Origin of the sequence: Brevibacillus choshinensis (assembly GCF_016811915.1) — a bacterium.
Lineage (GTDB): Bacteria > Bacillota > Bacilli > Brevibacillales > Brevibacillaceae > Brevibacillus > Brevibacillus choshinensis_A.
In genome coordinates, this window is record NZ_CP069127.1 from 5,320,321 (window position 1) to 5,345,019 (window position 24,699).

23 protein-coding genes and 1 riboswitch are annotated in these 24,699 nt (G+C 52.1%); of the genes, 9 read left to right on the forward strand and 14 right to left on the reverse strand.

The genetic code is table 11. The annotated features are described in order from the left end of the window. Nucleotides 1-10: 10 nt before the first annotated feature. A complete protein-coding gene (locus JNE38_RS26690; protein ID WP_203354080.1) occupies nucleotides 11-1,453 on the reverse strand; it encodes an aminotransferase-like domain-containing protein in 1,443 nt (480 codons plus the stop codon). A gap of 140 nt (nucleotides 1,454-1,593) precedes the next feature. Between JNE38_RS26690 and JNE38_RS26695 the strand changes: the two genes are divergently transcribed. From JNE38_RS26695 to JNE38_RS26705, 3 genes are all read left to right on the forward strand, one after another. Further along, nucleotides 1,594-2,208: a LysE/ArgO family amino acid transporter gene (locus JNE38_RS26695; RefSeq protein ID WP_203354081.1), complete on the forward strand. Its 615-nt coding sequence runs from the start codon at nucleotides 1,594-1,596 to the stop codon at nucleotides 2,206-2,208. Between the two features lie 73 nt (nucleotides 2,209-2,281). Continuing rightward, nucleotides 2,282-2,899, forward strand: a complete 618-nt coding sequence (locus tag JNE38_RS26700; protein WP_203354082.1) for a DUF47 domain-containing protein — start codon at nucleotides 2,282-2,284, stop codon at nucleotides 2,897-2,899. 18 nt (nucleotides 2,900-2,917) lie between these two features. Next, the gene (locus tag JNE38_RS26705) at nucleotides 2,918-3,925 is read left to right on the forward strand and encodes an inorganic phosphate transporter (RefSeq protein WP_203354083.1); all 1,008 of its coding nucleotides are present in this window, start codon (nucleotides 2,918-2,920) and stop codon (nucleotides 3,923-3,925) included. 66 nt (nucleotides 3,926-3,991) lie between these two features. Here the strand turns inward: JNE38_RS26705 and JNE38_RS26710 are convergent, their stop codons facing one another. Next, nucleotides 3,992-4,951 (reverse strand): ATP-grasp domain-containing protein, encoded by a 960-nt coding sequence (locus JNE38_RS26710; RefSeq protein WP_203354084.1) that lies wholly within the window; start codon nucleotides 4,949-4,951, stop codon nucleotides 3,992-3,994. A 48-nt stretch (nucleotides 4,952-4,999) separates the two neighbouring features. Continuing rightward, nucleotides 5,000-6,055, reverse strand: a complete 1,056-nt coding sequence (locus JNE38_RS26715) for an LLM class flavin-dependent oxidoreductase (protein ID WP_203354085.1) — start codon at nucleotides 6,053-6,055, stop codon at nucleotides 5,000-5,002. Between the two features lie 453 nt (nucleotides 6,056-6,508). On the opposite strand from JNE38_RS26715, the gene JNE38_RS30860 reads away from it, so the two are divergent. Next, entirely contained in the window at nucleotides 6,509-6,700 is a 192-nt protein-coding gene (locus JNE38_RS30860; RefSeq protein WP_238933760.1) for a cupredoxin domain-containing protein, read from the forward strand. Here the strand turns inward: JNE38_RS30860 and JNE38_RS26725 are convergent. The 3 genes from JNE38_RS26725 to panE are packed head-to-tail and all read right to left on the reverse strand — an operon-like array spanning nucleotide 6,690 to nucleotide 9,835. After that, nucleotides 6,690-7,910 (reverse strand): MFS transporter, encoded by a 1,221-nt coding sequence (locus JNE38_RS26725; protein WP_203354086.1) that lies wholly within the window; start codon nucleotides 7,908-7,910, stop codon nucleotides 6,690-6,692. The two genes, JNE38_RS30860 and JNE38_RS26725, sit on opposite strands and share 11 nt — an antisense overlap. A 10-nt stretch (nucleotides 7,911-7,920) precedes the next feature. Continuing rightward, nucleotides 7,921-8,856 (reverse strand): 4-hydroxy-3-methylbut-2-enyl diphosphate reductase, encoded by a 936-nt coding sequence (locus JNE38_RS26730; protein WP_203354087.1) that lies wholly within the window; start codon nucleotides 8,854-8,856, stop codon nucleotides 7,921-7,923. A gap of 49 nt (nucleotides 8,857-8,905) precedes the next feature. Then, on the reverse strand, nucleotides 8,906-9,835 hold the full coding sequence (gene panE, locus JNE38_RS26735) for a 2-dehydropantoate 2-reductase (RefSeq protein WP_203354088.1): 930 nt from the start codon (nucleotides 9,833-9,835) through the stop codon (nucleotides 8,906-8,908). Between the two features lie 246 nt (nucleotides 9,836-10,081). On the opposite strand from panE, the gene glnA reads away from it, so the two are divergent. Then, nucleotides 10,082-11,500 carry a type I glutamate--ammonia ligase gene (glnA, locus tag JNE38_RS26740; RefSeq protein ID WP_203354089.1) on the forward strand — a complete coding sequence of 473 codons (1,419 nt, stop codon included), beginning with the start codon at nucleotides 10,082-10,084 and terminating at the stop codon, nucleotides 11,498-11,500. 953 nt (nucleotides 11,501-12,453) lie between these two features. Here the strand turns inward: glnA and JNE38_RS26745 are convergent. Then, nucleotides 12,454-13,206 (reverse strand): glucose 1-dehydrogenase, encoded by a 753-nt coding sequence (locus JNE38_RS26745; protein WP_203354090.1) that lies wholly within the window; start codon nucleotides 13,204-13,206, stop codon nucleotides 12,454-12,456. 232 nt (nucleotides 13,207-13,438) lie between these two features. On the opposite strand from JNE38_RS26745, the gene JNE38_RS26750 reads away from it, so the two are divergent. Next, the gene (locus tag JNE38_RS26750) at nucleotides 13,439-14,053 is read left to right on the forward strand and encodes a TetR/AcrR family transcriptional regulator (protein ID WP_203354091.1); all 615 of its coding nucleotides are present in this window, start codon (nucleotides 13,439-13,441) and stop codon (nucleotides 14,051-14,053) included. A gap of 32 nt (nucleotides 14,054-14,085) precedes the next feature. Here the strand turns inward: JNE38_RS26750 and JNE38_RS26755 are convergent, their stop codons facing one another. From JNE38_RS26755 to JNE38_RS26775, 5 genes are all read right to left on the reverse strand, one after another. Continuing rightward, nucleotides 14,086-14,934: an energy-coupling factor ABC transporter ATP-binding protein gene (locus JNE38_RS26755; RefSeq protein WP_203354092.1), complete on the reverse strand. Its 849-nt coding sequence runs from the start codon at nucleotides 14,932-14,934 to the stop codon at nucleotides 14,086-14,088. Continuing rightward, nucleotides 14,931-15,734, reverse strand: coding sequence for a cobalt ECF transporter T component CbiQ (gene cbiQ, locus JNE38_RS26760; RefSeq protein WP_203354093.1), 804 nt, complete (start codon nucleotides 15,732-15,734; stop codon nucleotides 14,931-14,933). The genes JNE38_RS26755 and cbiQ overlap by 4 nt, the downstream gene beginning before the upstream one ends. Then, nucleotides 15,731-16,015, reverse strand: coding sequence for an energy-coupling factor ABC transporter substrate-binding protein (locus JNE38_RS26765; RefSeq protein ID WP_203354094.1), 285 nt, complete (start codon nucleotides 16,013-16,015; stop codon nucleotides 15,731-15,733). The genes cbiQ and JNE38_RS26765 overlap by 4 nt, the downstream gene beginning before the upstream one ends. Next, nucleotides 16,012-16,773, reverse strand: coding sequence for an energy-coupling factor ABC transporter permease (locus JNE38_RS26770; RefSeq protein WP_203354095.1), 762 nt, complete (start codon nucleotides 16,771-16,773; stop codon nucleotides 16,012-16,014). Before JNE38_RS26770 ends, JNE38_RS26765 begins: the two co-directional genes overlap by 4 nt. 133 nt (nucleotides 16,774-16,906) lie before the next feature. Next, nucleotides 16,907-17,106: riboswitch (cobalamin riboswitch) on the reverse strand. A gap of 132 nt (nucleotides 17,107-17,238) precedes the next feature. Next, nucleotides 17,239-18,327 carry a quinone-dependent dihydroorotate dehydrogenase gene (locus JNE38_RS26775; protein ID WP_203354096.1) on the reverse strand — a complete coding sequence of 363 codons (1,089 nt, stop codon included), beginning with the start codon at nucleotides 18,325-18,327 and terminating at the stop codon, nucleotides 17,239-17,241. A gap of 145 nt (nucleotides 18,328-18,472) precedes the next feature. On the opposite strand from JNE38_RS26775, the gene JNE38_RS26780 reads away from it, so the two are divergent. The 3 genes from JNE38_RS26780 to JNE38_RS26790 are packed head-to-tail and all read left to right on the forward strand — an operon-like array spanning nucleotide 18,473 to nucleotide 22,120. After that, nucleotides 18,473-19,573 carry a GerAB/ArcD/ProY family transporter gene (locus tag JNE38_RS26780; protein ID WP_203354097.1) on the forward strand — a complete coding sequence of 367 codons (1,101 nt, stop codon included), beginning with the start codon at nucleotides 18,473-18,475 and terminating at the stop codon, nucleotides 19,571-19,573. Then, complete coding sequence (locus JNE38_RS26785; protein ID WP_203354098.1) at nucleotides 19,563-20,948, forward strand: spore germination protein; 1,386 nt, start codon at nucleotides 19,563-19,565, stop codon at nucleotides 20,946-20,948. The genes JNE38_RS26780 and JNE38_RS26785 overlap by 11 nt, the downstream gene beginning before the upstream one ends. Beyond that, nucleotides 20,945-22,120, forward strand: a complete 1,176-nt coding sequence (locus JNE38_RS26790; RefSeq protein ID WP_203354099.1) for a Ger(x)C family spore germination protein — start codon at nucleotides 20,945-20,947, stop codon at nucleotides 22,118-22,120. The genes JNE38_RS26785 and JNE38_RS26790 overlap by 4 nt, the downstream gene beginning before the upstream one ends. Before the next feature lie 69 nt (nucleotides 22,121-22,189). Here JNE38_RS26790 and ald read toward each other — a convergent pair whose 3' ends face one another. Then, a complete protein-coding gene (ald, locus tag JNE38_RS26795) occupies nucleotides 22,190-23,314 on the reverse strand; it encodes an alanine dehydrogenase (RefSeq protein ID WP_203354100.1) in 1,125 nt (374 codons plus the stop codon). A 129-nt stretch (nucleotides 23,315-23,443) separates the two neighbouring features. Continuing rightward, on the reverse strand, nucleotides 23,444-24,679 hold the full coding sequence (locus JNE38_RS26800; RefSeq protein ID WP_203354101.1) for a PucR family transcriptional regulator: 1,236 nt from the start codon (nucleotides 24,677-24,679) through the stop codon (nucleotides 23,444-23,446). Between the last annotated feature and the right edge of the window lie 20 nt (nucleotides 24,680-24,699).

Here is a 24,699-nt window from a genome sequence, read left to right on the forward strand (position 1 = left end):
TGTCCCTTCGCTATGTCTTCAGCAGCCGAGCCAATACAGACAGTGCATATTCCACCTGCTCCCCGTCAGCGTAGGCGTAGGATAACCGCAAGTGGCGGCTGTCCGTCTGATCGTACACATAACCGGGATTGAGCAAAATCCCCTCTGCCAGTGCCTTGTTGAATAAAGAACGCATCGATACAGCGCAGCGCAGCTTGAGCCAAATGTAAAACCCTCCGGATGGAATCTCCCAATCGGCCAGATCAGAAAACCATCGGTTCAACAGGTCGACCATGCGATCCCTTCTCTTGCGCAAGGCAGAGCGAACCTCCCCGATATGCTGCTCGTAATTTCCGGAAGACAGCCATTCCGCTGCCACCCACTGGGACAAGCTGCTGGCGCCGTAATCGGATTGCATCTTCACATCAGCCAACCGCTCGATGACTGGCTCCGGCCCGACAATCCAGCCGATCCGCAGTCCAGGAAAGAGCGTCTTGGACAAACTCCCCAAGTACAGCACCTGTCCGTTCGAGTCACGCGATTTCAGCGGCAGTGGGCCCGGCTGATCAAACCACAACTCTCCATAGACATCATCCTCCAAAATCGGCAGCCGCTCCCGTGCACAGACGGACATCAGTTGCTCCCGCCTCTGTTCACTCATGAGAATTCCCGTTGGATTGTGGTACGAAGGTATGGTGTAGAGCAAGGCGCCATGATGGAGCTGCTTTTGCCGTGCCAAAGCATCCGGGCGAATCCCGTCCTGATCCATCGCCACTCCTACCAATCGCATCCCTGATGTTTGAAACAAAGGCAGGGAGTATAAATAGGAGGGCTGCTCCAGCAAAATAGCCGATCCTTTTTGCAAAATGCCGAGAGAGATCAGCTGCAAAGCCTGCAGGGCGCCTGAGACGACAAGGATAGAAGACGGGGAAGCTTCTATTCCGCGAGTCCGCAGATAACGGCTGATCTCTTGTCGAAGAGGCAGCAGGCCTTTGGGCTCGGCGTAGCCGAGATGGGCCATTTTTCCTCGCATCCCGCTCAACATGTCTTCCATCTTTATGGTCGGCAGCAGCTTTGGTGACAGCTCCCCTGTCCCTAGCCGGATGTAGCGCGGATCCGGCTCGTACCGATTGATATCCTGTATGGTCGTCGTATTGGCCGGGTGAGCTCCCGCTTGAACGTATCCCAGCCAATCCGGCGGGGAGACAGGCTGCAGCAGAGACCATGTGTTATTACTGACGCTCGTTCCGCTTCCCACCGTCGATTCGATCAGGCCCTCTGCCTTCAATTCCTCCAGTGCCGTCACGACAGTACTGCGGTTTACGCCAAAGGCCTGCGCGAGGGCACGCTGCGTAGGCAACGTGCTGCGCACCGGCCATTCCCCGGCAGCGATCTTCCCTTTTATGTAAGCGACGATTTGCATAAACACCGGAATATCCGATGATTTGTCAGGCTTCCAGTCGATTGTGAGCATGTGATGATCCCCTCCGCTCCATCCATTGTACAAATTGGTTGGTCTGAAAGTAAACCAATTGGCTGGAGACAGCAAATGAGCCTCCCGTCATAATGGACGAAAACAGGCAATTTGAAATGCCATTTAAAGGAGGAGCCATCGTGATAGAAGCGATGCTGCATGGATTTATCCTTGCATTCGGACTAATTTTGCCTCTCGGGGCTCAAAATGTATTCATCTTTAATCAAGGAGCTGTACAACCGACACTGTGGCGTGCCATTCCGGTCGTCATCACCGCTGCTGTCTGCGACGCTTTGCTCATCCTTCTCGCCGTTCTGGGTGTCTCTCTCGTCGTCTTGACGGTCTCTTGGCTGAAAATGGTCTTGTATGCGGTAGGCGTTTGCTTTTTGCTATACATGGGGTATTTGACTTGGCGCAATAAGCCCTCTGTTGATTCCCAGGATGCAGAACGCTTTTCCCCCAAGCGCCAGATCATGTTTGCCGCTTCCGTCTCCTTGCTGAATCCGCACGCCATACTGGACACGATCGGCGTAATCGGAACGAGCTCGCTCAGCTATGCCGGAGGAGAAAGATGGGGATTTACCCTTGCCTGCATCCTGGTATCCTGCCTATGGTTCTTCAGCCTCAGCTTGGCTGGGCGCACGGTTGGCCGGTTGGACTCTTCCGGAAAACTGCTGGGCGGGCTGAATATGGCATCTGCCCTCATCATGTGGGGCGTCGCGGTCTACATGGCTTGGATGATGCTCTCCCTGTAAATGCGTTCTCCGTGCATAATCCGCACCTCCTCCAACCAAAATACTCCTAGTCGGACTCAAAGCGGAGGTTGCCATGCTTTTTACAAAAACAGACGCATTGCTTGAAGACCTGTACGAGATTGCGAAAAATGTCCACGAATCAGCTGTCTATTTCAATGAATATAAAATCTCTTCGATGGAAACTTTGCAAACCTTTGCGGAAACCATGAAGGAATACGAATCAAAGGGTGACAAGATGATTCATGAGATCATCATCCGCATCAACAAGACGTTTATTACCGCCATTGAACGGGAGGACGTCATGGACCTGGCCGTCAAGCTGGACGATGTACTGGACGGACTGGAAACATGCTCATCCCGTCTTTACATGTATGACATCATGGCGCCAGACGAAACGATGGTGAAATTCGGTCAGATCATCGAAGACTCCTCCCAGCAAATTTTGCTCGCCATGGAATTATTGAAGGAGCAAAAGCTATCAGGCATGCGCGAGTACATCATTCGCATCAACGATCTGGAAAGCAAGGGAGATGACTTGGTCCGCCACAGCATTCGTGCGCTTTTCCGCTCCAGCTCTGACCCGATTCACATCATGCAATTCAAGGAAATATACGAGATTCTTGAGGAAGTGATGGACCACTGCGAGGATGTCGCTGATGCGATGGAGACGGTCATCATGAGCAACTCATAACGCAAGGAGACACAGCCCATGCATACGAGTCTTCCCTTCATCTTCGCTGTCGTTATTCTCGCCGTTTCCTTTGACTTCATCAACGGCTTTCATGATACCGCCAACGCCATCGCGACTACCGTATCTACCAAGGCATTGCCGCCACGGATTGCCATCACGCTAGCTGCGATCATGAACTTCGTTGGAGCCTTGACCTTTACCGGTGTCGCCAAAACCATCGGTGGCAAAATCGCGGACCCTGCCAAGCTGGAATACGGAGTCCTCGTCGTCATTGCCGCCTTGCTCGCAGCCATCCTGTGGAATCTCATCACGTGGTGGTACGGAATTCCGAGCAGCTCCTCCCATGCGCTCATCGGCTCTGTCGTCGGTGCCGTTTTCGCTTCTGCCGGATCCGGGCAAATCAACTGGAGCGGTTTTGCGGAGATCTTTAAAGGCTTGATTATCTCCCCTGTCATTGCACTGGTGGGTGGCTACATCCTGATGAATGTGTTTTACTTTTTGTTTCGCAGGGTGGCCACCCCTCCTTCCAAAGTCAATCGGCGCTTTCGCTATTTTCAGATTTTCACCGCCGCCCTTCAATCCTTTACCCACGGGACCAACGATGCCCAAAAAGCGATGGGCATCATCGTATTTGCACTGGTAGCGGCTGAGCTTCAGGCAGACGCGAATACCATTCCGTTTTGGGTACAGCTGATTTGTGCCATGGCCATGGGGCTGGGGACTTCCGTAGGCGGTTGGAGAATCATCAAAACGGTGGGTGGCAAAATCACGAAAATCGAGCCGATCAATGGAGCGACAGCAGATCTCGCTTCTTCCTCCATTATTTTCACCTTCACTCAATTGGGTTTGCCGGTTAGCTCTACGCATGTGATCTCTTCGGCCATCATGGGAGTCGGCGCGGCGAAACGGCTGAAAGGGGTGAACTGGGGGATTGCCAAACGCATCGTCATCACGTGGTTTATCACTCTCCCCATCTCTGCCGTCATCGCCGCCGCCATTTACTTCCTTCTACACCTGTTTGTTTGAGCGCAGGCTGCAGCACAAAAAAGCCCCCTGTTATTCAGGGGACTTTCACAGCTTGCCTCTTTGTTTTTATACTTCTACCTTTTCGGTGTCCACGACGTTTGCCAGCTCGCGGCCGAGGAATTTCGCCACTTCCAGCATGCCGTAGACGCCTGCTGCCGCTTCTGCATCCGAATTGTAGTTGGTGTTGGTGTTGATGTCATAGGTGAAGATTTGGCCGTCCTGATTGCGGATAAACTCGATTCCTGCCACTTGGATGCCGTTTGCCGCCAGGAAGCTCTCATATTTCTCAATAATCGGGTCCTGGAAGCCCTCCACGATCTGGAACTTCGGCTTGGTCGGCACTTCCTCGCCTACCGGGCAGAACAAGTCGCCGATTTGGCATGCGTCTGCCGGGCACAGCTCGAAGCCTTCAGAAGTGTCTACCTGCACTGCGTAGACGAATTTGCCGCCCACGAATTCACAACGCGTGATAAACGGCTGCGGAGCTTGAATGTACTCCTGAATGAGAGTGATCCCATCCACCGGTTCGTCAAAGTCCGGACCGTTCACGTACGACTCCAGTCCTTGCAGGGAGTGGAACAATTGCACACCGAGACCTTTTCCTGCACGGTTGTGTTTGGTGATGAACGATTTGCCTTCAAAGGCTTTCGCCGCTTTCAGAAGCTGCTCCTTGCCTACCGTCGCAATCGTGCGCGGCGTGCGGATTCCGTGCCCGGCCAGAGCCAGGTACTGAGCAACCTTGCTCACTTCCAAACGAAGTGCACTCGACCCGTTAAATACCTTGCGTTCATTGCTCTCCAGCCAATTCAGGACAGCGGAAGTCAGCTCGGGTGCAAAGCGATGGTCGCGCGTATGGGAGGAAGCGCTCATCCGGCTGTAGAAGACGCCAACCGGCGGTTCCTCTGTCAAATCAACAGAGCCTTCGTCCAGATGCCATTCCTCGTATGGCAGGCCCAGCTCTTCCAGTCGCTTGGTCAAGTGAACGGTCCATTCGCTATTTTCGTGGATGACGTAGATCTTTTTCATGGCTTCATTCTCCTCTTATACGTTTCTCTTCCCGACTTTCGGGCTGGACTAGGATAGAGTTGGCTGCGCTGCACGCAGACCTTCAACAAGCGGCATGACTTCCTTGGAGAAGCGCTCCATTTCCTCGAGCTGCGGAGAGAATTGAAGCAAGAGCAAATCGACACCTGCTTTTTCATAAGCCAAAATGCGTTCTGCGATCTGCTGCGGCGTCCCGATCAGATTTGGTCGCAAGCCACGGTTTGAGACCGAATAATCGCGCAATTGAATTTGCTGTTCGAGCTGCGATTTGTTGATGAAATCCTGATAGCCTGCGTAACCGCTCGATTCTTTTACATCCGTGATTCGTGCCAGTTCTTCCTTCGCTTCTTCTTCTGTCGGTCGGCAGATGACATAGGCTGCCATGCCAAAGGAGGAGAACGGTACTTTGTCCGTCTGCTGGCGGCGCTCTTTCATATCGTGAATCTTCTTCGCGACTTCCTCCGTCGTGCCCCCGTGCATCACATACGCATCACATGTGGCCGAAATGACTTGCTTGCCGCGCTCGCTTTCTCCGCCTGCGTACAAGATGGGATTTGGACGCTGAACAGGCTTCGGAGCCAGCTTGGCGTCTTGAATGTCGTAATATTTCCCACTGTAGCTGAAAACCTCTTCGGTCCAGAGACCTTTCAGTACATCCAGAAACTCCATGGTCCGCTCATAGCGCTCGTCATGCTCGGTGAAAATGCCGCCGTATTGACGGGCTTCCTCTTCCCACCAGGCAGACACGACATTCAGGGTAAAACGGCCATTGCTGATGTGGTCAATGTTTGCCGCCATCTTGGCAGTGACCGCAGGATTGTGAAAGCCAGGGCGAACTGCAGTCATGATCTCGATTTTTTCCGTTACCGCTGCCAGCGCAGCAGCAGTCGACCACGCCTCCAGCGAGTCGGACTCAGGTCCTTTTATATCGTTCAGGTACAGCTCAGCAATCAGAGTCGTGTCGTATCCCCAGCGCTCTGCTGCTTGGATCACCGTTTTGGCGTACTCAAACGTCGGGGGCATATGTTCGTCTTCTACATTTCGGAGCCATCCACCAAAAATCGGTAACCAAAAGCCGTATTTCATCGCTCTCTTCTCCTTTGTCTTAGGCGCTAAAAATAGTGAAAATTGTGATGAAAGAAATTAAAGTAATCCTACAACAAAAATAGGATTACTTCAATATACTCGACTATTACAATTTTATACGCCCTGACAAAAGTGCTTGCCGGCACGGGATGCATGAACGACAGCCAACGTCCCTTCTATTTTTTCTTGTTTATCCAAAACCTTACGAGGACAGGATAATAGGGGAATATGCCCGAAAAAGGAGCTGAAGTGAAATGACTCGTCTACGGTTCCGGCAGTTACGCTATCCCCTCATCGCATTGGCTGTTACGTTAACGCTACTCGGGACGCATCACCAATATCGTTTACATACTTCCTACGCAGCGGCGCAGCGTTCACAGACCGTCACGATTTCCAGCGCAGGCTTTTTACCCAAACCGTATTTCTGTGCGGGAAGGGGAGCGTGTGACCTTGATGGTCGTCAATACGGACACGCGCCCGCATAACCTCGCCATTCGCGAGTTGAATGTTTCATCTACGGAATTGAAGCCGACCCAATCCACGATGCTTCAATTTGCCGCTGAGAAAAAAGGACAATTCTCTTTCGTGTCTGATTACCCCGGCTATCCGGAGACAGGGTATCAGGGCATGCTGATTATAGAGTAGCTCCCGATTCTTGCTCTTGCCGGGCTTGCTTCCAGGGACCAAACTTGATCACGCAAAGCGGAATGAGCCCAAGGGTAGTCACCGCTCCGAAAAACAAGTAGATCGCAAGTGTCGAAAACTCGTCCTTGATCCATCCGGCCAGCAGATTGCACAGCATCGTGCCCAGCCCGCTTCCTACCGAGAAAAAGACGGCAAGCGCTGTCACTTGAAGGGAAGCGGGCGTATTTTCCCGGACGAACTGCGCTGCCGTGGCCAAATAAAATCCCACCGATATCCCCTGAATAAAGAACAGGATGAGAACGGCCGTCGTGCTCGGTGCAGAGCTGTACCAGAACCAACGGATGGCTGAGAAGGTCGCTGCCAACAGAAGCGTGGTCTCCAGCCCCCAGCGTCTGACGAAATAGCCCACCAGCTTCATGAACGGCGCCTCGCTCCCTGCGAACAACAGAAAAGCGAGTCCCACGCCGGCAACAGTCCCGCCAATCTCCTGATAGTACAAGGAAAACCAGATGTTATTGGCATTTACGGCACCAAACATGCAGAAGGAAGCAAGCAGAAAAAGCACAAACCGCGGTATGCGCAAGAGTTGCTTCATCCCCTTGAACACGCTGACTGTAAAGCGGGAAGATTCGCTCACTTCCACAGGCAGTCTCATAAGGAACAGCATCGCGGTGATCAACGCCAGGCAGTACGAGTAAAACAGAACAGATGGCCCAAACCTCTCCACCAGCAGCCCAGTGAGAAAGGCAGCAAGTGCAAATCCGACTGCTCCCCACAGGCGTATATCTCCGAATTGCAGCTGGTTCACTTTCACGTACCCCAGTGCCAGGCTGTCAGAAATCGGAATGATCGCACTCTGAAAAAAGGACAGGAGAATATATAAGACAAAGACAAATGCATAAGTAGAAACAGTAGAAAACATGAGCCCCACCAAACCGGAAGCGAGCAGGGTCCCAAAGAGGACGGTCTTCCTGATTTGGAAGCGGTCACAGATGTATCCCCACATCGGCTGGGCGATGATCGAAACAATCGGCGCAACAGCACTGATCATGCCGATTTGCGTTCCCGTGAGATGAATGGCTTTGTAATACTGGGTGATGAGCGGAGAAAAAGCGCCAAACCCGTAGTAAATAAAAAGATAGAGGGCGCTGAAACTGAGAAATCCCCCTGCAGCGCCCCCTGGAGTTTTGCCAGAAAGTGATCCTGACATATAAGCTCTCCTATTTGACCGCCGGCAATATTTTCGCCATGTTGACGGTGCGTTTCTTTTCCCATGTCTCTGGGTTGTTTTCGTCAAATTGTTCAAGGAAGCTGATGACTTCCTTGGTCAGCGGCGTCGGTGTAGAAGCACCCGAGGTGACCGCTACCTTCTTTTTGCCTTTGATCCACTCGATATCCAGCTCCGAAAGATCCGCGATCCGATAAGAAGGGACGTCGGCAATTTCCTCGGACACTTGAGCCAGGCGGTTCGAATTGTTGCTGCGCGGATCGCCTACTACGATGCACAGCTCCGCTTCCCCTACCTGCTGCGCCACTGCCTCTTGGCGCACCTGGGTGGCCAGACAGATCTCGTTGTGAACTTCGACGCGGGAAAAACGGTTGACGATCGCATCCATGAGATGCTTCACATCCCATTGGCTCATCGTCGTCTGATTGGTCACAATCAGCTTGTCAGTCGGGACCTGCAGCGCGTCCAGATCCTCTACCTTTTGCACGAGATGAACGTGGTCAGGCGCGATGCCGATCGCTCCCTCCGGCTCTGGATGTCCCTTTTTGCCAATGTACAGGACATGGTAGCCTTCCGCCACTTTCTCACGGATCAGGTCATGTGTCTTGGTGACGTCCGGGCAGGTCGCGTCCACGACAGTTAGACCTTTCTCACGCGCTTTTTTCCGAACTTCCGGAGATACGCCGTGGGCCGTAAAAATGACCGTGCCTTCATTCACCTGATCAAGCAGGGCTAGCCGGTCTTCCCCATCCAGCGTTTTAATTCCTTGCTGTTCAAACGCCTCGACGACATGGGCATTGTGTACAATCATGCCCAAAATGTGAATCGGGCGAGGAAGGTCAAAGTTTTGCGCTGTCCGAAGTGCCAGTACCATGGCATCTACGACACCGTAGCAATATCCGCGGGGGGAAATCTTGATGACTTCCATCTATACCCCTCCTAATCATTCTAATGGCGTCTCGCCCACCTATTATACCTTATTTGCTCTCGCTTAGCTTCTGTTCATACACCTTCAAATTATTGTAAACCACTTTCAGCAGAGGTGTGGACAAGCCCAGTCGCTGTGCGTGGTCCAGGAGATAGCCTTGCAGGTGATCCGCTTCTACAGACAAGCCTTTCTCCATATCGCGGAGCATGGACGATTTCATGGCAGCCCCTTGATTTTGGAATGTCTCCATCTGCTTGTCGACGATATCGGCACGGATCGGTGCTTCCAGCGCCCGAATCACCGCAGCACATTCTTCCGCAAGCTGGCGCGTCAGGTCTATGCCGTATTTGGAATCACGGATCGGTCCGACAGCAGCATTCATCAAGGTCGTAATTCCTGACAGGGTCGTGATGAACAAATACTTTTGCCATGCATCGCGCTGGATGTTCTCACTCGCCCGCATGGAACCGTTGATACCGGAAAACGCCTCTGCAATTCGCATGACTCGTTCACTCATTCCGCCTTCCCACTCGCCAAACACCGTATCGTGGGTAGAGCTCGTTTGAACAATGTCGCCGTCCGCATTCAATGTCGTCTCGATGAAGCACAATCCGCCGAGCACGCGTCCCTGGCCGAACCGCTCCCATAAAAGCTCCATGTGCGCTATCCCATTCAACAGAGGAATGACAACCGTCTGCTCCCCTACATAGGGAGCGATGTCGCGGACGCTCTCCGCCAGATGATAAGCCTTGTTCGACAGCAGGACCACATCGAACGGTCCCGCCGCTTCCCCTGCCTTGATCAGCTGCGGCTGCTCCAGATGGAAGTCGCCATGGATGCTCTGGATGCGAAGCCCTCTCTCCGTAAGCTCTCTGTACCTGCGTTCCCGAACGAGAAAGGTTACATCGACTCCTTTTTCTGCCAGACGCCCTCCGAAATAACCCCCAATTCCTCCTGCTCCCAAGACCAGTACCTTCATTCGGTATCCCCTCCGCAAAATGATTGTGGCATCCAATTTTAGCTAAAAACAGTTCGTCTATATTCTACAGAAACGGAACTCTTTTCAAAAGCCCGCAATATAATGTTAGAAATCCTAACACGAAATGTAACAAAACCTCTTGACGAACGATGGGAGTTGTCGATATAATTCCAAATATAAAATAACGCGTAAAAACGAACTTTAAATTTCATCAAATAAAAATAATTCGTGAATGGAGTGTTTCTCTTGGATATGAAAACAGTCTTGTCCACCCTTGAGTCTGAAAAAGTCGAATATGTCGACTTCCGCATCGTCGACCTGCTCGGCCGCCAGCACCACGTTACCATTCCTGCCTATGCTGTAGATGAAGGCACATTCCGCAACGGTGTCGCTTTTGACGGCTCCAGCTTGATCGGCTATAAATCCATCGAAGAAAGCGACATGGTGGCCATGCCTGATCCGGCGACTGCCTTCATCGATCCTTTCGTGGAAGCCAAAACGCTGAACATCGTATGTAACATCGTAAACCCTGACTACACTGCCTACGATCGCGACCCACGCGGCATCGCACTGAAAGCAGAAGCTTATCTGCAGCAACTGGGCGTAGCTACCGCAGCTTACTTTGGTCCTGAATCCGAATTCTTCCTGTTTGACTCCGTGCGCTATGATTCCGGTCCATCCGGCTCCTTCTTCCACATCGATTCGGAGGAAGCGTTCTGGAACACAGGAAAAGAAGGACAAAACCTCGGTTACAAAGTGCGCAACAAAGGCGGTTACTTCCCGGTACAGCCTACTGACACACAAGCAGACATCCGCAACGAAATGTGCACCCTGATGACCCAAGCAGGCATGTACGTAGAGCGTCATCACCACGAGGTAGCCACTGCAGGTCAAGGCGAGATCAACTTCCGCTTCGACACCTTGACTCGCACTGCTGACAACCTCTTGCTGTTCAAATACATCGTGCGCAACGTAGCTGCCAAACACGGCAAAACCGCTACTTTCATGCCAAAACCTATCGTGGGCGACAACGGTTCCGGCATGCACGTACACCAAAGCTTGTTCGACGGCGACACCCCTCTCTTCTACGAGCAAGGTGGATACGCAAACCTGAGCCAAACTGCTCTGCACTACATCGGAGGCATCCTGCACCACGCACCGGCCCTGATCGCGTTGACCAATCCGAGCACCAACTCTTTCAAACGCCTGGTTCCTGGCTACGAAGCTCCAGTCAACCTGGTCTTCTCGAAAGGTAACCGTTCTGCTGCAGTCCGTATCCCGGTAGCTGCTGTTACACCGAAAGCATCCCGTATCGAGTTCCGTACGCCTGACTCCACGGCCAACCCATACCTGGCTTTCGCTGCCATGCTGATGGCTGGTCTGGACGGAATCAAGCGCAAGCTGGACCCGCGTGAAATGGGCTTTGGTCCAATGGATAAAAACATTTACGACCTGTCCGATGCAGAAAAACACGAAATCAAGAGCGCACCTGGCTCTCTTGAGGAAGCTTTGAATGCTCTGGAAGCTGACTATGAATTCTTGCTGGAGGGCGGCGTCTTCACGAAAGAGCTGATCGATAGCTGGATCTCCCTGAAGCGTGGTGAAATCCAACAAGTAGAGCGCACCGTCAATCCGAAAGAATACGAGCTGTACTACGATCTGTAAGAAGCTCAACCCGGTTTCTTTTGCCGGTGGCCATGCTGAATCTGTTTCCATCCTCCATCCATATAGAATTTTCCTCATGGAAAAAGCCAATCGCTTCCCTTTGGGAAGGATTGGCTTCTTTTTTTCTTGCGGGATTACAAGCATCTTACGACCAGCCCATTCTCGTACGTTCATCAAAAGTAATGATTTGAATTATTTTACACTTTACCACGATGGTGCAGAGGAATAATATTAAGTTCGTTCATATTTATTTATTTTTTAGTCATGTAAGGAGATGGGAAATATTGGAGGTTTCATTACCCTTGCTTATCGCGCCTCTGCAATGTCCTTCTTGCGGTTGCACGAAATTCCATAAAGATGAAAAACGCGTTCATTCCTATCACGATTACATCAATGACCATTTTGAAATCGTCCAAGTGGAGCGGCGAAGATACCGTTGTTCCAATTGCGGGACAAAACAATGGGATTCCGTATGCGGAGCATCTAGACACCTGAGAAAAACGTATCGTTTGCTCTTATGGGAAAAATCGATGAAAAACACTAAAAAGCTAAAGCTGACTTAAACCAAGCATGGGCCAATCGTTTTTTCGGAAACAGCCCTCTCCTGAACAAAGGCTGTTTCCGACACTGGTCAACCAATCGCTCTCCTTCAATCCTTTCCATAAAACGCTGGTTTCCTTCCTTACATAAATAAGCATTCCCGGTACCCATAATAGATGGTGTTGTTCATTTCGAAAGGAGACGCTTTCCGGATGTGTTCTCACCAATCTTTTGAGGTATGGTCTTATATGGTCAAAAAGGGGCAATGAATGCCATGGGGCAAATGTATCAAAAAGTACAGACTCACGAACCGATTGCTGTCTATTGTTAAACTCTTTTCTAAATCGGATAGAAAGAAAAAGCCAATCGCTTCTTAGGAAGGATTGGCTTTTTTGTCAACAGGCAACTCTTTGTTACAGAGCCGTCCAGCCTCCATCAATCACGAGTTCTGCCCCGGTCATGAAGCGCGATTCGTCGGACGCCAGGTAAAGAGCACCGTAGGCGATATCCTCCGGTTCACCAAAGTACGGCAGCTGAGTGTACGTCTGATAATACGGAATCGCTCCTCCCTCCTCCATGGAAGGCAACGTCATCGGTGTGACAACGATACCCGGATGCAAGGAATTGACACGGATTCTGTCTTTGCCGTACTCGACCGCGGCCGATTTGGACAGCACGCGCAGCGCACCTTTGGCAGCCGTATAAGGACTCGTCCCCGCCATACCGACGATGCCCCCGATCGATGAAATGTTGATAATGGACCCTCCACCCACTTTTTGCATTTCTGGAATGACGTACTTCATCCCGATCACGCATCCGTTCAGGTTGATGTCCATGATTTTATTCCACTCGGCCATCTCCATGTTGGCAATCGTCTTTGGCGAAGCGACACCCGCATTATTCACCAAGACGTCTACCTTTCCGTATTGGCGTACCGCCTCTGCAATCACAGACTTCCATTCCTCTTCCGATGTCACATCATGCTTCAAGGCAACAGCATCGCCGCCATCTGCCCGTATTTCCCGCACCATTTGATTCAGGGACTCCACCTGAACATCGGTAGCGATCACCTTTGCTCCTTCTTTCGCAAAAAGCTTTGCTTCAGATGCTCCCATCCCCATTGCCGCACCGGTAATGATGGCAACCTTCCCAGCTAAACGACCCATGATCGACCAATCCCTTCTCCTAGGATGATATTGCATGCAACCGCATGTATCGAAAACGAACTGACAGGAAAGAAATGATACAACACGTTGTTTTATAGACGTGGTGTTGTTAAAATAATTATACCTCTCCCCCCAATACGGGCAACCAACACAACGGGCCAATCCGTTGCTTTATCGTCAAAACGCAGCTGCTTGTCGTCAAAACGAGAGAAGTAATACAAGGAGATCAAAAATGTCGAAAAAAGATCAAAAGCTGGATCCGCGCGTCGTTCGAACTCGCCTCTTGCTGCGAGACGCCCTCGTGGAATTGATCCATGAGCACGGCTATGAGCCGATTACGGTTCAAGACATCACCAAGAGAGCCACTCTCAATCGAGCTACCTTCTATTTGCATTATCGCGACAAACTCGACCTGCTCTATCAAAGCTCCGATGAAATCATCCAGGAGCTGGTGGCGAGCATGAACCTGGCATTCGCCGAGAAGGACACGTTTGATTGGCAAAGCGACCAGCCCCACGAGAATTTCGTCCATTTGTTTGAGCACATTTCGCAAAACGGCAAGCTGTACAAAGTCTTTTTGACAGAAAAAAACATGCCGCACTTCACATCTCGCTTGATGGAAGTCCTGATCAATTTCATCGCCACAGGCATCAACAATGTCCAACCGGACGACGATCGGCTGACCGTGCCCAGGGAATTTGCCGTTCGGTATTTCGCCGCTGCCTTCCTCGGAGTGATTGTCTGGTGGCTGGAAAACGATATGCCTTACACCTCCAGGTACATGGCCACTCAGCTGATGCGCGTCGCCATCAAAGGCCCTTACCTCGACAATCCCTTCCTCAAATAACCTTTCCGGACGCAAAAAAACAGGAGGCTCCTCTACACCGAGGCAACCTCCTGTTTTGCTGTCAGCTTTCTCTTTAGCTCTTCTACCGATCGGGGAATTCCCCCCAGCTCGCCTTTCAGCGAATCCGGCAGCACTTCCCATACCTCCGCAAGCAACGGCATGCCCAGATGCAGACTCTCCAGCATCTCGCGCTGCGCCAGCGCCTCCTGCGGTTCTCCCGCGAAGATCAGACGCCCCCCATCCATCACGCAGATCCATTCCGCCCACTCAAACGCGATATCCATATCGTGCGTGGCCATCAGGACCGTCGTTCCCCTCTGATGGATCTGATCCAGCTCTCGAAGCAGATTTTTCACCTGATAACGGTCCAGGTACGCGGTCGGTTCATCGAGCAGGAGCAGCTCCGGCTCCAGTACCATCACACCCGCGATCGCGAGGCGTCTTTTTTGACCCAGACTCAGGTGATGAATGGGGACTTCCGCTAGCTCCGTCATGCCGAACGCCTCGAGGATGTCTCGCACCTTTTCCCGGATGACTTCCGGTGGCAGCTTGCGATTGAAGAGGCCGTAGGAAATGTCTTCTGAGACGGTGCTTGCGATCAACTGATGCTCCGGGTCCTGAAAAACCAATCCTACCTTTTGCGTCATTTCCTGCAAAAAGGAGCGCTTGTAGACGTACGGAGCTCCCCTCCACAGGACCTGTCCCCGGCTCGGCTGGAGAAGTCCGTTTGCGTGCAGAAACAGCGTCGACTTGCCGCAGCCGTTGCGACCGAGCAAGACGCATTTCTTGCCTTCAGGGATCCCCAGACTCACTCCATTCAGCACGGACTTCTGACCGCCCGGATAGGTGTATTGCAGATTTGAAAATTCCAGCAGTGTCAAAACCGCCAACCTCCTATCAGGCTCTCTAGCAGAACCAATATGATGCAGCCGAGCACAGACTCCCACTCGTATCGCGGGGAGCGAGCGTGAACGCGAAGACTTTGCACATGAAAGCTGTCTCCGTGCCCTCTGGCCGCGATGCCCATGGAAAGCGACTCGTATTTGCGCATCGCCCGGACAAACAATTGGCTCGCCACCATACTGACGTCGCGCAATAGTGCACGGAAGCCCTGATGTCCTCCACGCGAGCGCTGCGCCATCCAAAGCTGATAGGATGTGTCGAGCAGCACGAAAATAAAGCGGTACATGATCATCAACAGATCGGTGATGATCTGTGGCAATCCCATCCTGCGAAAGACCTGCAGGATCTCAGCAAACGGAACCGTAAACAACAGAAACGAGAAGCAGGATAAACTCCCGATGACCCGAAAAAACAATTCCAGCGCCCGGGCAACGGACGCAGGCGCCACGAAAAGGACATACGCCCCCACATCCCATGCGATCAGGGCATCGGCTGGAATCGCCCCCGACCCGCTGCGGGCCAGTTCAAACAGCAGCGCGGGCAATCCCGCTATAAAAAAAGAAAGCGGGAGCACAAGAAAGAGCAGATGGTTCCGGAGCGGGATGCGGGCATATCGAACCACCCACACCCCCATCCACAGAAACACGAGCAGCTGTACAAACGAATGTCCAGTCAACACCAGCAAAAGCAGCGCACCGCCGAATGACAGCTTGTGAGCAGGCGGCAGGTGCCTCAGGTGGTTTTGGTAGGATAGAGAATCGAGCTGCTGCCAGTTCATTTCTTCGCTTTATCCGTACGGCCCTTGTAGACCCCTACTGCATAGCCGACAACACCCGCGCCAAGCGCAGCCTGAACAGCAAACAGGAGACTCTCCGTCTCGCCTCCTGGCGGCTCAATAAACGGCTGGAACCACGGCTCATAGGAAGGCGCAATCTCTTTGATCGCCTCTTCTGCCGCACCATCCGCTCCACCAAACTCGGAATCCTTGATGAACAACAGCGGCATAGCCGCCAGAACCACGACTCCCAGCAGTAACAGCCAGTTCATTCCTTTTTTCACAGCGATTCCTCCCGTTTCAGCAAGCGCAGCTGCGCCAATTCATTCGCATTATAGGCTTGCAGCCAGTTCCATACGAGTACGGTCAACAGCCCTTCGCTGATGGCAAGCGGCACCTGTGTGATGGCAAATATCCCGGCAAATTTGGCAAAGGAAGCGAGAACGCCACCGCTGGCAGCGGGGAATGCCAATGCCAGCTGAAGCGATGTCACGACATAGGTAGCCAAATCCGCCAGTGCTGCTGCTGCGAAAACGGCCAGACGCTGCTTGCCGCTCTTTGCGATCAGACGATAGACTGCATATGCGACCATCGGGCCCACGACTGCCATCGACACGGCATTCGCCCCCAGCGTGGTCAAGCCGCCATGTGCCAGCAATAACGCTTGGAACAGCAAAACCATACTGCCGAGCACCGACATCGCGAGCGGTCCGAACATGATCGCTCCGAGTCCTGTACCCGTCGGGTGAGAGCTGCTGCCTGTCACTGAAGGGATTTTCAATGCGGAAAGGACGAAAGCGAACGCTCCCGATACACCCAAGAGCAGCTTCATTTGCGGATGCTCTTTGACGATTTTATTGATCGAGCGGACACCCAAAATAAAAAACGGCAGGAAGACTGCCCACCAAAACAAGGCCCACGAGAGCGGCAAATATCCTTCCATAATATGCATGGCGTGTCCTGTCTGCGGTTCATTCAGCATGAAATAGAGGACAAAACCCGCAACCAGCAAACAGCTGGACACTAATCTCGAGCGATTCATGACCATACCTCCCCATTTTTTCATCCAAACAAAAAAATCCCATCCCCAAATTGGATGAGATCTGCGTACACAAAACAATAGACTGCGATTCAGCCATATTGCCTCGTATCCACCTCTCCTTTCCGCGAAGGTTCCCAGGTGTGGCTGATAGGTAGGTCTCCTGGCTTCCAGATCTGCGCGCTCTCTGTCCTTCCCCATACATCTATGAGTGGATTGCTATCAAAGAGAACTCCCTGGTTACAGTGGCGGGACCGCTCGGGACTTTCACCCGATTCCCTGTTACCCCGTATGCGTCTTACACATCATACAGGCACCTAATGCCAACAATATGTCATTCTCGGACATTCCTGATTGTCCATCAACATTATACTTCAACAGGCAGAAAAAGAGAACAATTGGAAAGAAACAAAAAAGCCGATGACCCCCGCGGGAATCATCGGCTCGGTATTCCACCTGCCATGGCTGTTATTTCGCGTCTACACCCACTACTTCGCCGATGTGCGAAAAACCGTCTCGCTCCATCAATTTCAGCAGCTTCTTATTGATTTGCTTCACGATTCCCGGCCCTTGATAAATCATGCCGGAGTACACCTGAACGAGACTCGCGCCTGCACGGATCTTCTCATAGGCATCTTCTCCCGTGAAAATACCGCCCACGCCTACGATCGGTACTTTGTCTCCCACTTCCTGATAAATCTGCTTCACCCAAGCCGTGGAACGCTCTGTCAGCGGTCTGCCGCTGAGGCCGCCAGCTTCGTCTGCTTTCGGATGGCCCTCGACAGCTTCGCGGGACAAGGTCGTGTTCGTGGCGATGATGCCGGAGATGCCTTCCTCCACGGCTGCGTGAACCACGTCGTGCATCTGCTCGTCCGACATGTCTGGCGCCACCTTCAGGAGAATCGGCTTTTTCTTGACACCGCGCATTTCCATTTCCGCCGCTTTTTCCCGCACGGCGCGAATGAGTACGCGCAGGCTCTCCGTTTCCTGCAAATCACGCAAGTTCGGAGTATTCGGCGAGCTGATGTTGATGACAAAGTAATGGCCGTACGCGTACAGCATGTCCAGGCATTTGCTGTAATCGCTGGGAGCTTCCTCATTCGGCGTGACCTTGTTCTTCCCGATGTTAATGCCGATCGGCACGTCGGAATACGCAAAGTCCACCAGATGCTGGGAAGCCAGATACGCTCCGAGGTTGTTAAAGCCCATCCGGTTAATCACCGCCTGATGCTCGGCCAAGCGAAACAGTCTCGGCTTGGGATTTCCCGGCTGTCCTTGCGGCGTCAGGGTTCCCACTTCTACAAAACCAAATCCAAGTGCACCAAGCGCGTGATACACTTCTGCATTTTTGTCAAAACCTGCTGCCAAGCCGACCGGATTCGGGAACTTGAGGCCCCACAGCTTCGTCTCCAGGCGCTCGTCACGCAGTTGGTAGATCATTTTCAATAAAGATTTGCCCGGAGCGGAATCCTCTACCAGCTTCAGGGCGTGAATCGTCTTTTCATGAATTTCTTCAGGGTCCTGCTGAAACAGATACTTGCGTATAAGCTGATACATCTTGGCTGCACTCCTCACTCCGTTTTACCTCATAGTAGAATACCATATTTTCAGAGGGCGGGTAACCTTTATCCTTGATACATATTTCCAAGTGGGCAGGCAAATCCTAGCAGTACCGCCAATATGGAGGTGACGATGCACCTAAATGAAAGTGGACGGGAAAATCGGAATTAGTCAGGCGATCATGACGATGATGCTGACGGTGGGCATCACCAACCACGTCAATGTCATTCCCCTGTTGCTCAGCTCCGCCAAACGCGATGCATGGCTGAGTGTCCTGCTAGCCTCCATTCCGTTTATTGTGTGGGCCTGCATTCTCTCATTCATCAACAACCGTCTTCACCAGCAATCCTTACATCAATGGCTACGGCGTACGAGTGGAAAATTTGTCAGCTACCTCATCCTCATTCCGCTCCTGATCTCTATATATGGGATGGCACTCGTACATCTAATCGATACACAAACATGGACAACTGTGAACTACCTGCCACGAACCCCAGAGTGGTTTACGGCTCTCGTGTTGATGGGCATCTGCATCATCGCTGCCTTCGGAGGAATTGCCCCGCTAGGGATTACGGCAGCACTCCTGCTTCCCATCGTAGCGATACTGGGTTTCTTTGTCGCTTTTGGAAACGTGCCCAAAAAAGATTACAGCCTTTTGCTCCCTGTCTTTCAGCATGGCATTGCCCCCATTTGGGAAGGAATGATTTATGCTGGCGGAGGCTTCTGCGAATTGGTGCTCCTTTTATTGCTTCAGCATCATGTGAGGAAACCGCTAAGACTCGTTCATTACCTCGCGATGATCGCTATCGTGATTATTCTTACGTTGAGTCCGCTCACCGGAGCCATCGCCGAGTTCGGTCCGATTGAATCCTCGAGGCAGCGCTTCCCCGCTTTTGAACAATGGCGCCTGCTATCGATTGGAAAAGATATCGAGAACATGGAGTTTTTTGCGATTTTCCAGTGGCTGTCCGGCTCATTCGTCCGCATCTCACTCTGCTTGCTGCTGCTGACAGAGATTCTGGAGGTGCATACACCAAAGTCTCGCTCCGTTGTGCTTTTCGTCTTGGGAATCAGCATGATTGTCATTACCAGCCTCCCTTTCAGCGACATGCAATTCGTCGGGTTTTTAACCCATTTGTACTATCCGCTCTATATGTTCATCACTATTCTTCTTACGCTCGCAATCGCCGGCATCGCCTTGTGGAATCGCAAAAGAGAGGGGAATGCTGAACATGACGCGTGAGGAGCAACTTCAGAGACTGTTTTCTCACTGTGGCGATGTTGTTTTGATGCGCTTTGTTACAAAAGAGGATCAACCCATGCTCCTCGTGTACTGCCAGGGACTCGTCGACCTTCGGCATTTGCAAGAGGTTGTGATTCCGCAGCTCGACAGCCGCTTGTCCGAAGGTGACCTTCGAGCGCTCCCGATTTCCTTCCTTTTGGACGATGAGGATCAGTGGGTCGATCGATTGTTTGCCGGGGATTTACTGTTGTTTCTGGGAGAAGGCCCGCCATTCGCCTGGGACATATCCAGTCGACCCCAGCGCACGCCCGAAGAAGCCAATACGGAAGTATCCATTAAAGGTCCTCGCGATGGATTTATCGAGGACCTCTCTTCGAATATCGCGCTCATCCGAAAACGGATGCGTACGCTCTCACTCGCCTGTGAGCCTTTTACGATCGGCACTCGCTCCCGTACCAAGGTCGCTCTTCTCTACATGCGCGACGGAACGCCTCCTGACATCGTCGACACCATCCGCGAGCGTCTGCTCAGCTGCAGTGAAAAAAAGATCATCAACAGTGCCATTTTGGAGCAAAAGCTCAGCGATCAGAGCTACTCCCTTTTTCCCCTTGTCGATTATAGTGGAAGACCGGATTTTACCGTCTTTATGCTCATGCAAGGGAAAGCCGTGGTCATCGTTGACGGGTCACCGGTAGCGATCATCGCTCCTATCACACTGCTGGAGCTGATCAAGTCCCCCGAGGACGACCAATACCCCGTTGGCTATGTGTGGCTGGAACGCATCCTCCGTCTCGGGGGCATCTGGATCTCCGTTTTTTTGCCTGGCTTCTGGATCGCCCTGTCCGCTTACAACATCGAGGAGTTTCCATTTCAGCTGCTGGCGACGATTACCCAAGGGCGAAAAGGCCTCCCCTTCTCCGCCCCCATGGAATTGTTCGGTGTGTTGTTCATCTTCGAGTTTTTGCGGGAGGCCGGTGCCAGACTGCCAAAGACTGTCGGACAGACCCTGGCCCTCGTCGGTGCACTGATCATCGGGGATGCCTCGATCCGCGCCGGGTTTACCTCTCCCTCGATGCTCTTCATTGGATCGCTCACAGTCGTTGCATCCTTTACACTGATCAACCAGTCATTGAGCGGTGCTGTTACCGTTGCCCGTTTTTTTGTATTTTTGCTATCCGCCATCGTCGGGACTTACGGCTTTGTCGTCAGCATCATCGTGATCATTTACTACCTGTCTACGCTGACTTCGATTGGCAGACCCTATTTGCTGCTGAACTCTTCGTCCAACATTCTCTCTACGCTGTTTCTCGCTTTGTTCCGCCCGCTCATCAGCATCTTTCAGCAGAGCTCCAAAAAAGGAAGGGATGCCAATTGAGACGCAAACGGATCGCCAATGTCCTGCTCATTTGCTCGCTCACCCTGCTGAGCGGTTGCTGGGATCAGAAATCCATCCAAGATATGATTTACTTGTCTGCCATCGGAGTCGATTACGTCGATAATGAATACGTCATTTACGCCCAATCATCCGATCTCGCCAGCGTAGCCAAGCAGGAGGGTCCGTCGAACGGAGTTTCCCCTCCTGCTGTGGTCTCCATTGGCCGAGGAGAAACGCTGCAAAACGCCTTGGATAATTTGCAAAAAAACTCTCAGGTTCCGCTGTTCTCCGGCTTCGTATCTTCCATCATCTACCACGAACGGCTTTTGAAAAAAGACATCTTGCCTACATACGATATTTTGAATCGGTACGGGCTCTTGCGCTATACAAAATGGGTGTTCGGAACACGGGAACCTCTCGAGAACATATTGAGCAATCACGCTTTGACAGGCTTCTCGCCGTTAATCTCGCTGCTGCATCAGCCAGAAGAAGTCTATAAACAGCGTTCTTTTATCGAGCCCATTCAGTACTACAAATTCATCGAGCGCTTCTGGGAGCCCAGCAACACAGTCGTCTTGCCGAACATCACGATTTACGAAAAGTCCTGGAAGGAAAATAACAAATTTGTCTCCCGGCTCTCGGTAGATGGGATCCACGCCATTCACCGAGGGCAGTGGGAAGGCTTTTTCTCCAACCCGGATCTGCTCGGCCTGCGCTGGATGAATCCGCATACCGAATTCGCAGGTATCATCATTCGTGTGAATGGCAAGCCCAAAGCAACGCTACGCATTAAAAATGTGAGCCTCGATGTTCGCCCTGTTCACACGGGCGTGAAGCCCACCTTTCATGTGCATGTCCACCTGAAAGCTTTTGTTCGGGAAGTAATGGGGAAAGTCTCCTCCGAGGAGATCAGGCAGATTGCGGAAAAAGAGGTGATCGAACAGATACGGGGGACTTTTTCGAAAGGAGTCCAACGCGGAGTTGACCTGTTCAGCTTTGAAGAAGCGATGTACAAAAAGGATGTGACTGCGTGGAAGCAGTTTGCAAAAAACCGCTCGAACAAAATCACCGCAGATGCTCTGGAAGGTATCACCGTTCATCTTTATTTAAGCGATTCAGGTAAGATGAAACAAAACTGGTACAACTATCCTGATGACCTTCTTCCAAAATGAATATCCACGTAAAAACAGCCCGCCCTCGTTCGACAAGGGCAGGCTGTTGGTTTGTTTATATGGGTTCGCTTAGTTTTTCACCAAGAGTACGTCTTCTACGGAAGCATAAGGCAGGTTGTGAGCGTCCGCAACTGCTTTGTAGCTTACTTTGCCGTCGATTACGTTTACGCCTTTTGCCAGCGCTTTGTTGTCGCGAATCGCTTGCGCATAGCCTTTGTTTGCCAGTTGAACAGCGTACGGTACAGTCACGTTGGTCAGAGCCAGCGTGGAAGTACGAGCGACAGCTCCCGGCATGTTTGCTACAGCGTAGTGGATCACGCCATGTTTTTCATACGTAGGGTTGTCGTGAGTAGTGATGCGGTCTACCGTCTCGATCGAGCCGCCTTGGTCGATCGCTACGTCTACGATCACGGAGCCTGGCGCCATTTCTTTTACCATGTCCTCTGTTACGAGACGAGGAGCACGAGCGCCTGGGATCAGCACAGCACCTACGAGCAGGTCCGCTTTCTTCACTGCATTTGCGATGTTGAAGGAGTTGGAGATCAGCGTTTGCACGCGACCTTGGAACAGGTCATCCAACTGGCGCAGACGATCTGCGTTTACATCGAGGATCGTTACGTTTGCACCGAGACCGAGCGCCATTTTCGCTGCGTTTGTACCTACGATACCGCCGCCGATTACGACAACTTCGCCTTTCGGAACGCCAGGTACGCCACCGAGCAGAACGCCTTTTCCGCCGTATTGCTTTTCGAGGAATTGGGCACCGATTTGCACGGACATGCGGCCCGCAACTTCAGACATTGGCATCAGCAGCGGCAGTGCGCCATTGTCGAGCTGGATCGTTTCATATGCGATGGCTACTACTTTTTTCTCCATCAGAGCGCGAGTGAGCTCAGGCTCTGGAGCCAGGTGCAGGTAAGTAAAGAGAATCTGACCTTCACGGAAATAGCCGTACTCGGAAGGAAGCGGTTCCTTCACTTTCATGACCATGTCTGCAGCCCAAGCCTCTGCTGCACTGTCTACGATTTTTGCGCCTTGTGCCGCATAGTCCTCATTGGTAAAGTTGCTGCCTTTTCCAGCATTGTTTTCTACAACGACGCTGTGACCGTTCTGTACGAGAGCTGCCACGCCTGCAGGAGTGATGGCAACGCGGTTTTCGTTATTTTTAATTTCTTTTGGAATCCCAACGATCATGATAGGTAGTCCTCCTCGGAAACGCCGATTGATTAAGATTGGTATCATTGTACAGCGTTTTTTGCATGCGTTTCCTTGGGGATTCCTTTAATCTTGCCGTCCTCTTGTTTGTGAAAATCCACAAACGAACTATTGTTCGCTGTTTAACTTGGCCATTTTGAGCTCCAGATAAAGTGCGGCACGCTGGTTCATGTTCTCCAGATCGACCCGCATGATCTCTTCGATCCTTCGCAGCCGGTAGCTGAGCGTATTGATGTGAACGTGAAGCCGTTGCGCGGTTACATTGACCTTTCCCGCCGCGTCGAGGAACGTCTCCAGCGTCTCCAGCATGGCCGTCTGATTGTCGCGGTCGTACTGCCTCAGCTTTTCGATTCGCTCGTTGCGGTAGCCTTGCTCCTCTTCCCACTGCTTGACCTGGAGCAGGTAGCGGTAGATTCCCAGCTCGTGATATCCGTGGATACCCTCCGTTTCCCGCGGAAACAGCTTTTTGACCTTTACCGCATGGAGAGCCTCCCTGTAGCTTTTCACAATATCGGTGTACGTCTTGTACCCGACCCCGTAGCCTGCGGTAACCTGTCCTTCACTTACGTGCGTCTCCAGCTTTTCCAGCGAATCAGCAAGAAAATGCTCGACTTTCCGCAGCAAGACATCGCTTGAATCTTTTTTGGACTCCATCAGTCCGATCAACAGGATGATTTGTGAGCCATCCACCACCCAGGACAGCTTGTCGCGCATCAGCAAGGGATACAGATACTGGTCCAGCCTCGCCCCCGGCGCCTCGACGATGCAAATCAGATAGGACGCGGGGAGCTGCATCTGCAAGCTGTCAGCTTTTTGCCGGATCGCCGTCTCGCTGTTGTGGTTGCCGAGCAACAGCTCCCACAGAAACTCTTTGCGGCGCTGCTCCTCTGCCTTTCGCTTGCCCTGCCGCTGCATGAGCCTGGCGACAGCCGCACGAGCTGCCTGCTTCAGGATCTCGTCATCGTCTGCTGAGATCGGACGGTTTACCTCCTGCGCCCAGATGTAGCCGAGCACATCTGCGCCCCGCCTGATCGCGATCGCCACCCTCTTGCCCAGCCCGATTTCGTCCTTTGCCGGTACATGGACAGGATCATCCTGCGTCAGAAGCGCCTGAAATACACCGTCCTTCCACAAGCGTGTCAGCACTTTTTCCGGCACTCTCCGCCCCATGATCGTAGACCATCGTGCCTGATCCGTGCTCTCTCCATGCGAGCTGTACGCAATCAATTTATGGTCAGCATCTTCGATCGTGATGGGATTTTGCAGGAGCTCACCTATCACATCGGCCAGTTCATCGATATCCGCATGCTGGTACTGCTGAAAAAAATTCGGTTGTAGAGACAAGAGTCCCACCTCAAATACGA

Coding starts and splice junctions, on each gene's coding strand:
- JNE38_RS26690 (WP_203354080.1), bottom strand. CDS start 1,453: ATGCTCACAATCGACTGGAAGCCTGACAAATCATCGGATATTCCGGTG.
- JNE38_RS26700 (WP_203354082.1), top strand. CDS start 2,282: ATGCTTTTTACAAAAACAGACGCATTGCTTGAAGACCTGTACGAGATT.
- JNE38_RS26705 (WP_203354083.1), top strand. CDS start 2,918: ATGCATACGAGTCTTCCCTTCATCTTCGCTGTCGTTATTCTCGCCGTT.
- JNE38_RS26710 (WP_203354084.1), bottom strand. CDS start 4,951: ATGAAAAAGATCTACGTCATCCACGAAAATAGCGAATGGACCGTTCAC.
- JNE38_RS26715 (WP_203354085.1), bottom strand. CDS start 6,055: ATGAAATACGGCTTTTGGTTACCGATTTTTGGTGGATGGCTCCGAAAT.
- JNE38_RS30860 (WP_238933760.1), top strand. CDS start 6,509: ATGGTCGTCAATACGGACACGCGCCCGCATAACCTCGCCATTCGCGAG.
- JNE38_RS26725 (WP_203354086.1), bottom strand. CDS start 7,910: ATGTCAGGATCACTTTCTGGCAAAACTCCAGGGGGCGCTGCAGGGGGA.
- JNE38_RS26730 (WP_203354087.1), bottom strand. CDS start 8,856: ATGGAAGTCATCAAGATTTCCCCCCGCGGATATTGCTACGGTGTCGTA.
- panE (WP_203354088.1), bottom strand. CDS start 9,835: ATGAAGGTACTGGTCTTGGGAGCAGGAGGAATTGGGGGTTATTTCGGA.
- JNE38_RS26745 (WP_203354090.1), bottom strand. CDS start 13,206: ATGGGTCGTTTAGCTGGGAAGGTTGCCATCATTACCGGTGCGGCAATG.
- JNE38_RS26750 (WP_203354091.1), top strand. CDS start 13,439: ATGTCGAAAAAAGATCAAAAGCTGGATCCGCGCGTCGTTCGAACTCGC.
- cbiQ (WP_203354093.1), bottom strand. CDS start 15,734: ATGAACTGGCAGCAGCTCGATTCTCTATCCTACCAAAACCACCTGAGG.
- JNE38_RS26770 (WP_203354095.1), bottom strand. CDS start 16,773: ATGAATCGCTCGAGATTAGTGTCCAGCTGTTTGCTGGTTGCGGGTTTT.
- JNE38_RS26775 (WP_203354096.1), bottom strand. CDS start 18,327: ATGTATCAGCTTATACGCAAGTATCTGTTTCAGCAGGACCCTGAAGAA.
- JNE38_RS26780 (WP_203354097.1), top strand. CDS start 18,473: ATGAAAGTGGACGGGAAAATCGGAATTAGTCAGGCGATCATGACGATG.
- JNE38_RS26785 (WP_203354098.1), top strand. CDS start 19,563: ATGACGCGTGAGGAGCAACTTCAGAGACTGTTTTCTCACTGTGGCGAT.
- ald (WP_203354100.1), bottom strand. CDS start 23,314: ATGATCGTTGGGATTCCAAAAGAAATTAAAAATAACGAAAACCGCGTT.